We start from the raw sequence: 13,716 nt of genomic DNA, 5'->3' as shown, positions 1-13,716 counted from the left end.
AATTAAGGAGGTACAAGTAATGAATAAAAAATGGTTGCCTTATGCATTATTACTACCATCTGTAATCATTATTTTAATTTTTAATATTATACCTTTGATTTATACCGTATATTTAAGCTTTTTTGATTGGAACATGGTTAAAACAAACAAAGAATTTGTAGGTTTAGATAATTATATTGAACTTTTTACAAACGTTAAGTTTTATATGATTATCGGTCAGACATTTGCCTATATTGCATTACTAGTTGTATTTAATACAATGATAACTTATATTTTTGCTTTTATTGTGGATTACTTTATTGGCAAAGGAAAACGTATTTATCAAACTGTATTGTTTATACCCTCTGTAATTTCACTTGTGGTAGGCGCGATGGTGTTTCTGTGGGTACTTAATCCAGTGTCGGGTCCTGTTGCACAAGTGCTAGGTATATTTGGCATATCGATACCAAATTGGACGACGGCGAATGGTTGGGTCATCTTCGTCATTAGTTTGATTGTAGCGTGGAAAGTCTTTGGTTATAATTTCTTGGTTTTATATTCCAGTATTATTGGCATACCGAGAGAGATGATTGAAGCAGCAAAAATAGATAACGTGAAGCCTTCACGTATTTTTATAGATATTATTCTACCTATGAGCTCGGCGACCGGTTTTTACATTTTAATCATGACTATAGTACAAGGTTTGCAGTACGTTTTTATGCCTATCAGTGTAATTACAAAAGGCGGCCCCAATTATCAAAGTAGTAATTTAATTTATCATGCTTATCACGAAGGGTTTACCTTATATAAAACAGGCGTTTCTGCTGCTGTATCGACGATTACATTGATTATTTTCTTTTCACTATTACTGATTCAGTTTTTAGTGGTTGAGAGGAGAGTAAAGTATGAAAATTAAATCTTCTATCGCACATATCGTACTCATCACATGTATATTATTAGCGATTTATCCAATTATTTTTGCAGTAAGTAATTCGTTCAAAAAACTAAGCCACGCGTATGATTCTATGATTAATTTAATACCATTACCATTTACAATAGAGAATTTCGACAAATTAATTAACGATATCCCACTGTTGCAAATTACAACAAACACGTTCGTAATTGCCAGTGTAATCACGATAGTGAAAGTAATCATTTCATTTTTAGCAGCGTTCGCTATTGTTTTCTTTCAATTCAAATTTAAAAAAGTGACTTATATGGTACTCGTAGCAACGATATTTGTTCCATTTACTGTCACGATGGTCCCGAATTATATTATTATGGCGCGTTTAGGTTTTGTAGATTCGTGGTGGGGGGTTATTTTACCCCAGCTTGCAGATGCGATTGGCATATTTATGTTAACGCAATCTATGCGTAATATACCAAAAGTATTGTTAGACTCCTTGCAAGTGGATAATATTTCAGTTTGGCATACGATGAAAGACGTGATTGTGCCAATTACTAAGCCTGCGCTGACATCAACAAGTATTTGGTTTTTTATCTTGTCATGGAATGAATATATATGGCCAAACTTAATGTTGAAAAGTGAAGCAAATTATACATTACCTTTAGCATTACAATTGTTTGTAAGTTCAGAAGGTGGCACTAATTTTACAGTGGCGATGGCCTTGAGTGTCTTAACGATGGCCATTCCACTCATCGTATACTTATTGTTCCAACGTATGATTATAGACACATTCACTGCAAGTGGGATTAAATAGGAGGTTTACAATGGGTACTTTAGAATTGAAAAATTTATGCAAATCATTTGGTGACACTAAAGTGATTGAGAATTTAACTTTGAAAATAAATGATGGGGAACGCGTAGTGTTTTTAGGCCCCTCTGGTTGCGGGAAGTCTACAATACTTAGAATGATCTCTGGCATAGAAAGTGTTTCAGACGGCCAAATACTATTTGATGATAAGGATGTAACAAATTATGCTCCGGGAGAAAGAGATATTGCAATGGTTTTTCAAAACTACGCGTTATATCCACATATGAGCGTAGAGAAGAATATTACCTATGCATTAAAACGTAATAAAATACCCAAAGAAGATATTGAGCAACGCCTTCATCAAGCACTCTCTATATTAGATTTAAATCACTTAAAAGAACGTAAACCAAGCGAACTTTCAGGTGGTCAACGTCAAAGAGTTGCTTTAGGCAGAGCAGTCGTTAAGAATGCTTCTTATTTCTTATTAGACGAACCTCTGTCTAACCTCGATGCTTTACTGCGTGTGTCTGCTAGGAGAGAGTTATTACATTTACATGATATGTATCAGCATACTTTTATTTTTGTGACACATGATCAATTAGAGGCAATGGCATTAGCTGATCGTATCGCATTATTTGATAAGGGTGAAATACAAATGTTCGATACACCGGAAAATGTTTATAATCATCCGAGTAATGTGTTTACAGCACGTTTTATCGGTACGCCGCCGATGAATATTCTCGATGCAAAGTATGAGAAAAACCAACTCATATTTGATTCTAAACTATATATAGATGCGAAGACTTTAAATCAACAAAATTTAGAGCCCTATGAAGGTCGTTCGCTACTAGTAGGTATTCGTCCTGAAGCAATTTATATAAAGGAAGAACCCACAGGAATAAGATTTGAAATTGAAGATATTGAAAATTTAGGAGAAAGTTACAGTCTTATTGGAAAAATCAATCAACAAATGCTGACTGTAAAAAGTTATAAAAGACCAGAACAAAGTGTAGTAAATATTAAGTTTGATATGAGTAAAGTAACATTGTTTGATCCAAATACAGAAATGAATATAGAGGAGAGGTAATTATGGCACTCATTTTAAGTACCAATGCATATATAAGAAGTGGATTAACGCCTATTTATGGTCTCTTAGAGGACAACCCAGATTTAGGAATAGAACTTTTTGCGAATAACCAAGATAAAGTTTATATGAAAGAATTACTTGCTTTAGGTAAAGATACAAATCGATACTTAACCTATCATGAACAAATATTTGATGTAGAACACTCACGATCAAAGGAAGAAGATTTATATAGCTTAGAACAAATTCGATTAGCCATTGAACATTGTGTAGACTTAGGAATAAAAGATATCGTCTATCATGTAAATAACATCGCGATTGACGATAAGCAACAAATGATTGCTCAAACAAAATTTAATTTAGATCATATTACACAAGAAGCTAAAAACAAAGGTGTCAATATTTTAGTGGAAAATGTGGGTGTAGATACCAAGCAAAACAAATTATTAACAGAATCAGAATTTATCAATTTTTGTAAAGAACGCGCGAACAACGTATTGATTGATATTGGACACGCAAATGCAAATGGGTGGCATTTAGATTATGTGATACAGCAACTTCAAGACAAAATTAAATTCTATCATTTACACAATAATGACGGTAAGCATGACGATCATAATTTATTACACGATGGCACATTAAATATGGAACACTTCTTTGAGACATACCGTAAGTACACACCCAATGCCCATCTAACATTGGAATACAATTATGATATCGGAGAACAACCACAGCAAATTCAACATGATATAGACTATGTATTAAGAAAAATGAAAACAGAATAACAAGGATAAAGTTGAAAATTGTCCATCATAGGGAGAAGTCGGATTGTAGTAGATTAAGCTACACTCCGACTTGTATTATTCATTTTTAAATGACTGAAGACATCATTTGTTTAAAAATAGCTAATAATAATTACTATTTTAAGATTTTTGTAATGATATAAATACAAATTAATCTTTTTAATATAAACGATACATATCAAGTCAATTTGGTAATTTTAAATAAAAACAATATTTTAAGCCATGTGCTTGAGCTGGACCCAAATAATGGGAATAAAACAAAAACACTTTCGTTGAATTCATTTAAAATGAATCATACAAAGGTGTTTTTCTATAAAAAGAGTGTCTTATTCATTACAAACAAAGGTTAAAAGTTGAGGGAAATGGAACAAATAAAATAAATATGCGTTGTCTATGTCCTACGACAAAATATGTGAATGCATTTCTGTTGTAAAGGGATAAACGATATATCCCCGAACGATAAATTGTCGGAGGATGCGTATGTATATCATATTTTTATATTTCAAATAGAGCACGATAACTTAATGTATAACTGGGATAATAACTGACAGCTATTGTAATAACAGCCTTATTAAATTCTATAATCTAAAATGTTTCATGAGAAACGCTTTTTCAGCAATCTATTAACAAGGAGAAACATATCATTAGTGATACAGTTTTTGAGGTTCAAGTTTTATAAAAATTAATTGTCGTTTTCAGCTATATATTGATAATTTTAGATTAAGCATATTGAATCCGTAAATCATTAAGTTGTTATTGATGCTTTGATTATTAAGAGGCACAATTATAAGATGAAAAAAGTTATTAATTTAGTTAATAACTTCAATAAAATACTTTAATTGTAAATTTCTGACATAATAACAAAAAAGATTATCTTTTGACTAACGACGCCCAAAAGTTAGTTCTTCCGCTAACTTTCGAGTATCGTACAATGATAATCTCGCTAGTTTAAGTTTGTGCCAGTTAATGAGACATCTATTTATTGTTTTACAAAAAATTACTCTTTATTTAAATGGATGGTAAAAAATCAGGTAGTTGTTGCTCATGCTTATCGAGCATAATATGTTCTGGCTTGATCCCCTGTTCTCGTAATACTGCGATGTTCTGCAAAAGAAATTCATCGCTGCCGACAATATAGAAGAGGCCATCTTTATCTGCAACGAGTTTTTTCACTTCTTTATAGTAATCTTTACGATTATCGACAAACTGCGCAGTGAAATTCTTGTCAACGGCAGATTCAAAAATGGTAGGGAATAAGAAATCTTTTGATGAATCGATATTCAATGAATGAATTTGATTGACGTTGTCAGCGCGTTCGAAATAATCAAGTACAAGTGGTCTGAATGTTGCTAGACCGACACCTGAGGACAGAAGATAAACATTTTTGTCTGCTCTTTTAAGTGGTACATTTGAATGAATTTTAAATATCGCAACTTCATCCCCAACTTCAAGATTTAATAAAATCGATTTAAACTCAGAACACTGCTCTTTGATGCGCGTAGTGATACCAATCACGTTTTCTTGCGGTATAGTAGAGATTGACATATGACGAATTAAATTACGATTTGGTTTATCTCCATCATTAAACCCTTTCAGAGCGAAGTGGACATGGGAGCCTTCTTCCCACGTAAAGTTTTCTGGGCAATCCAATAAATATGTTTTAACTTCAGGCGTTTCTTCAATAATTTTATTTATTTTAGTCCAGTATATCTGCATTACATACCCTCCTTATTTAATTACATATGATAATTCATGAAAAACTTTTTTATTTGAATATTAACTTACTAACTAAGATACTTATTAAGTAAGACTTTATCACGAACTAAATAGGGTGTCAATGAGAATTCTTCTCAATAACATAGACATATTTAAACTATAAGTCTTTAGCACATAGCGTATGTAATAGGGTTTAAAAATTATGATTTAATTTACGAAAAACATCCAGAATTTGCTCTATTTCCGTTTCATCTAAATTTTCAAGCATTCCTACAAAAGTGGTAGACCGCTGTTTAATGATTTGTTCTACAATCTCTTCACCTTGACTAGTAAGAGAAAGTAAAACTACTCTTTTATCCTTATTTGACCTGTAATGGTTAATTAAATTATGTTTCAATAAGTTATTTGTTAGAACAGTACCACCGCCAGAGGAAATTCCAAGATAATTTGTAATATCAGAAACTGTACAATTACCCACTTTATTTAAGTAAGTAAGAATAAGAATATGACTAGCACTTAGATTGTATGGTGTTTTTGGGAATAAGTCTTCTTGTTTTTTCATGTAGATAAATATATTTTCAAATAAATCTTGGAACTCTTTCAACTTCCTATTACGCTCTTCAAAATCTTTTTTATATGAATCCATTATTTTCCTCGCAATCTCTTCGTTAAATGCTTTATTTCCCTTATAATCCTTGCCATTTAAGACTTCTATTTAAATGTTTCTATACGTATTTTAACATAATAATTGTTCTGTCCTTATTGGATAACCTTTCTTGCTCTAAATATAAAAATGAGTTTAATTTTTAGTTTATTTCAAGGATATATACATTGAAAGAGAGTTTTTATATATTTTTTAGGGCTGGCATTTCTAGTTGGTTTTATAATATCAGAAATAAATTATATATAAATAAACATATGCCGTTGTGACTAGTTATATTGGAAGGTAATGGTAAAAGTTATCTAAAGGTAAAAGCTATTATAGCTGAAGCAAATTATTTGGCTACCATGTGTTAAATACACATAGAATTTAAGGGAAATTATGTAAAACATAAAAGTAACAAGGTTTTACCAATAAAAATTTTACTCAAAAATTGAAATTGTTTACAAAAAAGAGGGTAATATATAGGTCAAGGGGTTGATTATATTGGTAAATATAAAAAAAGATTGTATGAAAATCTATGTTTTAGATAATGGACGAATGCAAATGGATAAAAATCTTATGATAGCTAATTCAAACCAAGCGACACTCCACAATCCAAATAAAGAAAATGAACTACATGAAATTCCGATTTATACAGTTTTTATAGATCATCTTTTATAGATCATCCAGGTGCTAAAATTTTATTTGACACTGCTTGTAATCCTAATTCAATGGGAGAAGAAGGTCGTTGGATTAATGCTACACAGAAAGCCTTCCTTTATTTTTCAGATGAATCATATCATTTACCCAATAGGCTAGAACAATTGGACGTAAATCCTAAAGATGTTGATATAGTAGTCGCTTCACATTTACATCTAGACCACGCAGGTTGTTTAGAATATTTTACAAATGCAACTGTCATTGTCCATGATGATGAATTCAGTGGCGCGATGAAGTGCTACGCACGTAACCAACAAGAAGGCGCATATATTTGGAGTGATATTGATGTTTGGATTAAAAGTGATTTAACTTGGCAAACAATTGCACGCGACCAAGACCATTTGATGCTTGTATCTGGAGTGAAGGTGCTGAATTTTGGTAGTGGGCATGCTTGGGGTATGATTGGCCTTGAAATTGAAAGTGAAGCGTTAGGCACTTTAATCTTAGCTTCTGATGCCATTTATACACAAGAAAGTATGGCGCCTAAATTGCAAACATCTAGAATAATTTATGATTCAATTGGTTGGGCTAATTCAGTTGAATATATTAAGAGACTAGCAAAAGAAAAAAACGCAGAAATCTGGTTTGGTCATGGCGGCCATCAATTTGAGTCTTTTAGAAAGTCTACTGATGGTTATTATGAGTAAAGGGTGTGAAAATAAATGAAAACAAAAGCAGCAGTATTATTTGACATGGGCATAGAAGGTCCTTATGAAAAAACGAAACCTTTAAAAATTGAAACTTTAAGTCTTGGCGCTCCTCAGAAAAACGAAGTGTTAATTAAAATCCATGCAGCAGGTTTATGTCATTCTGATTTATCAGTGATTAATGGAAGCCGACCACGACCAATGCCTATGGCGTTAGGACATGAAGCAGCAGGAGAGATTGTAGAACTAGGTGAAAATGTAAGCGACTTTGAGGTGGGTGATCATGTTGTTTGTACATTTATCCCAAGTTGTGGTAAGTGTATACCCTGTCGTGAAGGACGACCAGCATTATGTGAAAACGGAGCAATATCAAACGAAAAAGGTGAAATGTTAGAGGGAGGGGCTCGTTTATCTAAAGATAATGACGCCGTTTATCACCATTTAGGCGTTTCTGGTTTCTCAGAATATGCTGTTGTATCAGACAATTCAATTGTAAAAATTGATTCGGACATTCCTTACGAACGCGCAGCAGTATTTGGCTGTGCTGTCATTACAGGTATAGGAGCAGTTATTAACACAGCACAGATTAGACCAGGCAGCAATGTAGCAGTTGTAGGGCTTGGCGGTATTGGTTTAAACGATATTATAGGAGCAAAATTGGCAGGAGCTAATAAAATTATTGCTTTAGACATAAATGAAGATAAATTTGAAGTTGCCAAAACTTTAGGGGCGACGTCAGTATTTAATTCAGGAGATGAAAATGTTATAGAAGAAGTTAAACAATATATTAATGGTGGAGCTGAATATGTATTTGAAACAGCAGGTGTAGTACCAGCGATGCAAGTTGCATATGCAATAACAAAACGTGGTGGCTCGACAATTACAACAGGTTTACCTAATCCAAAAGCAGAGTTATCATTTCCTCAAGTCACCTTAGCAGCTGAAGAACGAACGGTTAAGGGTTCATATGTTGGAAGCTGTGTTCCTGACCGTGATATCCCTAGATTTGTTAGTCTGTATCAACATAATCGACTTAACATTGATCCATTAATCAGTGATGTCATTTCACTTGAACAGATAAACGAAGGTTTTGATCAATTAGCAAATGGTGATGCAGGTAGAATTATTATTAAAATGACAAAATAATTACTATATTAGTTAAAGTAAATAAATTAAGCTTAGCTATGAAAAAATCTATGACGATAGATTTCTTTTATAGCTATTTTTTATAGTTATAGAGAGCAGTAGATCGATTGCGCTCTTAGGTTTTAAATCTGTATTTTAAACGGATTAGCTTTACTCTCGTCTTTTAAAATTCGCTTGAGTATGTTGGGTTCTTGAAAACGTATATAGGAGAGCGTCGTTATGCATTATTGTGACCGCGATTTTGAAAACAGACTTATAATACAAAATAATCAAATAGAAGCTACGTTCAAAACGAGTTTTTTATGTTAAGAAAAACAAATCAATCTGATGCGCCTAAACTCGCATTACTAGCCATCAATACCAATATTTCCTATTTATAAAATTTTGTACACTCGAAAAATTATAAAAATAACTAAAGTTAGTGCAAATTAATGAATTTTTTTCACGCAAAAGAGGCAGTTTTTTGGAAACCATGATATATTCACACCGTTATATTCCACGCATTTATCAATCATTTTTGAAGTATCCTGTTTTGCTTCATTACTTAATGCTTCAATATATTTGGCACATCAATACTGTTTACCTGCTTGTTACTCAAACCTATGGATTTCGACATTTCTGTGCCGTTTCCACCTATTATCAACTAGTGTCTTATCTCGAATATTTAATCCATTCATAATTTCTTTTATAGCATGGTTTTCAGCTTTTATTTCTATAGCTTTAATCCTAATTTCTGATAATTAAGTAACTCTTTTTATAGAAAAAGCATCTCCGTATCAATTCATTTTATGACGCATTCAACGAAAGTATTTTTATTTTACTCCCACAAATTGGAATCAGTTCATATAAACTGGTTGTGCCCGTTGATCTGAATTGATCTTCTTATAATCACTAGTTACGTCACTTTCTTTTCCTTAATACTGACACATGCAAATACTTATTTGTATCTTGTTTAGAGAGAATGCCTATTAATGTTTGTATTTTGTGTTCTAGGGAAAAATGAAACTATTTAGAGAAAAGAAATATTGCACTGCTCAGTCTTTACTATTATCTAAATGTTAGGAACCTTAAAACTTGTATTACCAAAGTGAACTTAATAGCACATATGCTACATAATTAAAGACAGGATATGTGGTTGAAACCACGAATAATGAAGTCCATGAAGCACAGCTTGTTGCTCTGGATAGGTGTTTTGAGAATCATGCATCATATTGTTACTGCTATCCAAAAGACAGATGTTTCAAAGTCTATTAAAAACTTACTTTTAGTCATACAGTTGCTTGGTACTTTAGATATTAGAATCATTAAAAACTTTGATTAGCAAAATGAATAAAGGAGTTGGAAATGCGGGTGAAGACGAGCATAAAGATAGACGTTGGAGGTGGTTAAACCTACGAGCTACTTCAAAAAATGCTGAGGTAGTTGAAAAATAAATATACTTCTGAGCATTATCAAGGGATTAGGGACAGATGTAAGTGAAGAGTAAGCAGAACAGAAAAACCAAGAAATCAGTAAAAGCAAACCATCTACCTGCATGTCATATTTTTATAGGGGGGAGTTATTTTATTGGCATCGGTACTGTTTAAAAAGGTTCTGATAACACTATATGAACTAAATTCACTCAACCAGATAAATAAGTTCTCGGCTGTTTTCAGGTCTACAGTATGAGAGCAGCCTTTTTTATGTAATTCAGTAAAGAATTGTTTTTGCCAATATATTAAATAAAAAAGGGTTTGAAATTTGCAGAAAGCCAATTACAAACTAATCAGAGAGGGTTAGGACGAACGAAAGTTTGCAGGATGAAGAAAATTGGTTTGGTAGTACTCCATCGTTTTGCTTCATATTTGCTAACAGCGTGATGATATCTCTAACTATAGGGTAAGCATCCCATTTCAGCCAAGATAGAATCATTACTTAAAAATTATATATTACTGAGTTTTGTCGAAACATCTATTGGATGTTTATAAGACATAAGATTTATTTAAAATTAATCATTAAATTAATTCAATAATAAACTTAGTTTAAATATTAATAAAAAGGATGATTAAGATAACGGTTTTAACTTTATTACAATTAATTATAAATATTACGTAAAATTTGTAATTGATGATAAACCCTACATTTGTAGTATTAGGAGGTTGAAAAAGTGTCGAAATTTAAGTCTTTGCTTCTACTTTTTGGCTCACTAATCGTACTTAGTGGCTGTTCTAATGTAGAAGTTTTAAACCCAAAAGGGCCGGTAGCAAGTGACTCGAAGTTTTTGATTATTTACTCAATCATCTTCATGCTTGTTATAATCGCTGCTGTGCTTATCATGTTTGCTTTGTTTCTATATAAATATAGATTACACAAAACAGACGAATCTGGTAAGATGCACCACAACGCTTTAATTGAAACAATTTGGTTTATTATTCCGGTGATCATTGTTATCGCTTTAGCTATTCCTACAGTAAAATCACTTTACATGTATGAAGAAACGCCGGAAAAACAAGATGATCCCCTTGTTGTCTATGCAACAAGCGCTGGTTATAAGTGGTTCTTCAGCTATCCTGAAGAAAAAGTTGAAACTGTTAACCACTTAACTATACCTAAAGATCGACCTGTTGTCTTCAAACTTCAATCAATGGATATGATGACAAGTTTCTGGATTCCACAGTTAGGCGGCCAAAAATATGCGATGACTGGAATGACAATGGATTGGACTTTAACTGCTAGCGAAGAAGGAACGTTCAGAGGACGTAACTCAAACTTCAACGGTGAAGGATTCGCTCGCCAAACATTTGATGTCAATTCAGTTAGCCAAAGTGAATTTAAGGATTGGGTAAAAGATGCTCAAAGTCAAAAGGAATTAGATCAAGATACCTTTGATAAACAACTTTTACCAACTACTGAAAACAAAAACTTAACTTTCAGTGGTACGCATATGGCATTTGTTGATCCAGCAGCTGATCCTGAGTATATTTTCTATGCTTATGATCGTTTCAATTACGTACAGAAAGATCCAAACTTTAATACACCAGAAGAAATAAAAGAGGACGTATTAGATAAACCTAATAAACCTGCACGTAAGCCACAAATCACAAACGCAAACTATGAACGTCATGGTATGAAAGCTATGATACTAGGCAATAATGAACCATATAACAGTGAGTTTAAAGATGAAGAATCACATAATATGGACGAAATGGAAAAAATCTCAGAAGGTGCTAAAGACGAACAAGCATCAGAGTCTGAGAAAAAAGACCATGAACATGGAGGTGGACATTAATGAATTTCCCATGGGATCAATTGCTCGTTCATGGCGATTGGATGGTTACAATGGCACAAATTGGTGCACCGTTCGCTATCATCGCAGTGATCGCAGTAATTACTTACTTTAAATTATGGAAATATCTATACAGAGAGTGGTTCACATCGGTTGACCATAAAAAAATCGGCGTGATGTATTTAATCTGTGCTGTATTAATGTTCGTGCGTGGCGGTATTGATGCCTTAATGATGCGTACACAATTAGCAATTCCAGATAATACATTTTTAGAACCACATCATTATAATGAAGTTTTTAGCACGCACGGCGTCATCATGATTATCTTTATGGTAATGCCATTCATTTTCGGTTTATGGAATGTTGTTGTACCTTTACAAATTGGTGCAAGAGACGTTGCATACCCTGTATTAAATAACGTAAGTTTCTGGTTATTTTTCTCAGGTATGTTGTTATTCAACCTGTCATTTATAATCGGAGGCTCACCTGCGGCTGGTTGGACGAACTACGCACCGATGGCAGGAGAATTCAGCCCAGGGCCCGGAGTCAACTATTACTTAATTGCAATTCAAATTACTGGTATAGGTACCCTAATGACTGGTATTAACTTCTTTGTTACTATAATCAGATGTAAAACATCTACCATGAAATTTATGGAAATGCCAATGTTTACGGTTACTGCTTTCATTACCACATTACTCATTATATTGGCTTTCCCAGTATTAACAGTGGCATTAGCACTGTTCACAACAGATAGAATCTTCGATACTGCGTTCTTTACAGTCGCAAATGGCGGTATGCCAATGTTATGGGCTAACTTCTTTTGGGTGTGGGGCCATCCTGAAGTTTATATTGTTGTGCTACCAGCGTTCGGCATATATTCTGAGATTATCCCAACATTTGCTCGTAAACGTCTGTTTGGTCACCAAAGTATGGTATGGGCAACAGCAGGTATCGCATTCCTTAGTTTCTTGGTTTGGGTTCACCATTTCTTCACAATGGGTAATGGTGCGTTAATTAACTCAGTCTTTTCAATCACAACCATGCTGATTGGTATCCCAACCGGCGTTAAAATCTTTAACTGGTTATTTACGCTTTACCAAGGTCGAATTACTCTCGAGTCACCAATGTTATTTGCGCTAGCATTTATTCCTACCTTCCTAATAGGTGGAGTGACTGGTATTATGCTTTCTATGGCAGCAGCTGACTATCAGTATCATAATACGTACTTCTTAATTGCACACTTCCACTACACATTAGTAGCTGGTGTTGCATTCGGTTTATTAGGCGCACTCATATTCTGGTGGCCGAAAATGGCTGGGTTTAAGTTAAATGAAACATTAAATAAATGGTGTTTTTGGTTCTTCATTATTGGATTTAACGTTTGTTTCTTACCTCAATTCATCCTTGGATTAGATGGTATGCCACGTCGTTTATACACTTATATGCCAGAAGACGGCTGGTGGTTGTTAAACGCAATCTCTACTGTCGGGGCCCTCATGATGGCATTAGGCTTTATGTTCTTAATTGCTAGTATCGTATATAGTTTCTTCAAATCACCACGTGAAGCTACTGGCGACAATTGGTACGGTATAGGACGTACATTAGAGTGGTCCACTGCTTCAGCGATGCCACCTGAATACAACTTTGCTGTCATACCGGACTGGAATGACTATGATACATTTGTAAATATGAAAGAACATGGGCGTCATTATTTAGATAACCATAACTATACTGATATTCATATGCCAAATAATACGCCAGTTGGTTTTTGGATGGGCATCCTCTTCACAATCGGGGGCTTCTTCCTGATCTTTGAAACAATCCTCCCAGCTGTTATTTGCTTAATAGGTATCTTTGGCACTATGATTTTCCGCAGTTTCCAAGTAGATCACGGTTATCATATCCCAGCTTCTGAAGTAGCAGAAAACGAAAAACGTTTGCTTAACGAACGTATAAAAGAAAGGGAGGCTGTACGTCATGAGTCATGATGCAAAC

9 protein-coding genes and 1 pseudogene are annotated in these 13,716 nt (G+C 33.7%); 8 read left to right on the top strand and 2 right to left on the bottom strand.

Annotated features, from left to right (window positions below):
• The first annotated feature begins 19 nt into the window (after positions 1 to 19).
• Genes KA894_RS09220 through KA894_RS09205 form a run of 4 tightly spaced genes read left to right on the top strand, consistent with a single transcriptional unit; the run spans position 20 to position 3,563 of the window.
• A complete protein-coding gene (locus tag KA894_RS09220; RefSeq protein ID WP_119488099.1) occupies positions 20 to 895 on the top strand; it encodes a carbohydrate ABC transporter permease in 876 nt (291 codons plus the stop codon).
• A complete protein-coding gene (locus KA894_RS09215; RefSeq protein WP_119488100.1) occupies positions 885 to 1,700 on the top strand; it encodes a carbohydrate ABC transporter permease in 816 nt (271 codons plus the stop codon). The genes KA894_RS09220 and KA894_RS09215 overlap by 11 nt, the downstream gene beginning before the upstream one ends.
• A gap of 10 nt (positions 1,701 to 1,710) precedes the next feature.
• The gene (locus KA894_RS09210) at positions 1,711 to 2,781 is read left to right on the top strand and encodes an ABC transporter ATP-binding protein (protein ID WP_107644305.1); all 1,071 of its coding nucleotides are present in this window, start codon (positions 1,711 to 1,713) and stop codon (positions 2,779 to 2,781) included.
• 2 nt (positions 2,782 to 2,783) lie between these two features.
• Complete coding sequence (locus KA894_RS09205; protein WP_119488101.1) at positions 2,784 to 3,563, top strand: sugar phosphate isomerase/epimerase family protein; 780 nt, start codon at positions 2,784 to 2,786, stop codon at positions 3,561 to 3,563.
• Positions 3,564 to 4,589: 1,026 nt separating this feature from the next.
• Here the strand turns inward: KA894_RS09205 and KA894_RS09200 are convergent.
• Positions 4,590 to 5,297 (bottom strand): ferredoxin reductase domain-containing protein, encoded by a 708-nt coding sequence (locus KA894_RS09200; protein WP_119488102.1) that lies wholly within the window; start codon positions 5,295 to 5,297, stop codon positions 4,590 to 4,592.
• Between the two features lie 193 nt (positions 5,298 to 5,490).
• Positions 5,491 to 5,943: a MarR family winged helix-turn-helix transcriptional regulator gene (locus KA894_RS09195; protein ID WP_096808054.1), complete on the bottom strand. Its 453-nt coding sequence runs from the start codon at positions 5,941 to 5,943 to the stop codon at positions 5,491 to 5,493.
• A gap of 501 nt (positions 5,944 to 6,444) precedes the next feature.
• On the opposite strand from KA894_RS09195, the pseudogene ahlS reads away from it, so the two are divergent.
• The 4 genes and pseudogenes from ahlS (at position 6,445) to qoxB (ending at position 13,709) form a co-directional block, all read left to right on the top strand.
• Positions 6,445 to 7,307 (top strand): annotated as a pseudogene (ahlS, locus tag KA894_RS09190) (AhlS family quorum-quenching N-acyl homoserine lactonase).
• Between the two features lie 15 nt (positions 7,308 to 7,322).
• Positions 7,323 to 8,453: a zinc-dependent alcohol dehydrogenase family protein gene (locus tag KA894_RS09185; RefSeq protein ID WP_210133901.1), complete on the top strand. Its 1,131-nt coding sequence runs from the start codon at positions 7,323 to 7,325 to the stop codon at positions 8,451 to 8,453.
• Between the two features lie 2,146 nt (positions 8,454 to 10,599).
• Positions 10,600 to 11,721, top strand: a complete 1,122-nt coding sequence (qoxA, locus tag KA894_RS09180) for a cytochrome aa3 quinol oxidase subunit II (protein ID WP_096808056.1) — start codon at positions 10,600 to 10,602, stop codon at positions 11,719 to 11,721.
• Positions 11,721 to 13,709, top strand: coding sequence for a cytochrome aa3 quinol oxidase subunit I (gene qoxB / locus KA894_RS09175; RefSeq protein WP_107644512.1), 1,989 nt, complete (start codon positions 11,721 to 11,723; stop codon positions 13,707 to 13,709). The genes qoxA and qoxB overlap by 1 nt, the downstream gene beginning before the upstream one ends.
• The last annotated feature ends 7 nt before the right edge of the window (positions 13,710 to 13,716 follow it).

Origin of the sequence: Staphylococcus sp. GDY8P131P, from assembly GCF_017891975.1 — a bacterium.
GTDB classification, from domain to species: domain Bacteria; phylum Bacillota; class Bacilli; order Staphylococcales; family Staphylococcaceae; genus Staphylococcus; species Staphylococcus nepalensis.
Note: the sequence above shows the minus strand (reverse complement) of the source record. Positions and strands in the feature narration are given on the sequence as shown.

What these genes read in the sequence shown, in the direction of transcription:
- KA894_RS09220 (WP_119488099.1), top strand. Translation starts at nt 20, where the DNA reads ATGAATAAAAAATGGTTGCCTTATGCATTATTACTACCATCTGTAATC.
- KA894_RS09215 (WP_119488100.1), top strand. Translation starts at nt 885, where the DNA reads ATGAAAATTAAATCTTCTATCGCACATATCGTACTCATCACATGTATA.
- KA894_RS09210 (WP_107644305.1), top strand. Translation starts at nt 1,711, where the DNA reads ATGGGTACTTTAGAATTGAAAAATTTATGCAAATCATTTGGTGACACT.
- KA894_RS09205 (WP_119488101.1), top strand. Translation starts at nt 2,784, where the DNA reads ATGGCACTCATTTTAAGTACCAATGCATATATAAGAAGTGGATTAACG.
- KA894_RS09200 (WP_119488102.1), bottom strand. Translation starts at nt 5,297, where the DNA reads ATGCAGATATACTGGACTAAAATAAATAAAATTATTGAAGAAACGCCT.
- KA894_RS09195 (WP_096808054.1), bottom strand. Translation starts at nt 5,943, where the DNA reads ATGGATTCATATAAAAAAGATTTTGAAGAGCGTAATAGGAAGTTGAAA.
- KA894_RS09185 (WP_210133901.1), top strand. Translation starts at nt 7,323, where the DNA reads ATGAAAACAAAAGCAGCAGTATTATTTGACATGGGCATAGAAGGTCCT.
- qoxB (WP_107644512.1), top strand. Translation starts at nt 11,721, where the DNA reads ATGAATTTCCCATGGGATCAATTGCTCGTTCATGGCGATTGGATGGTT.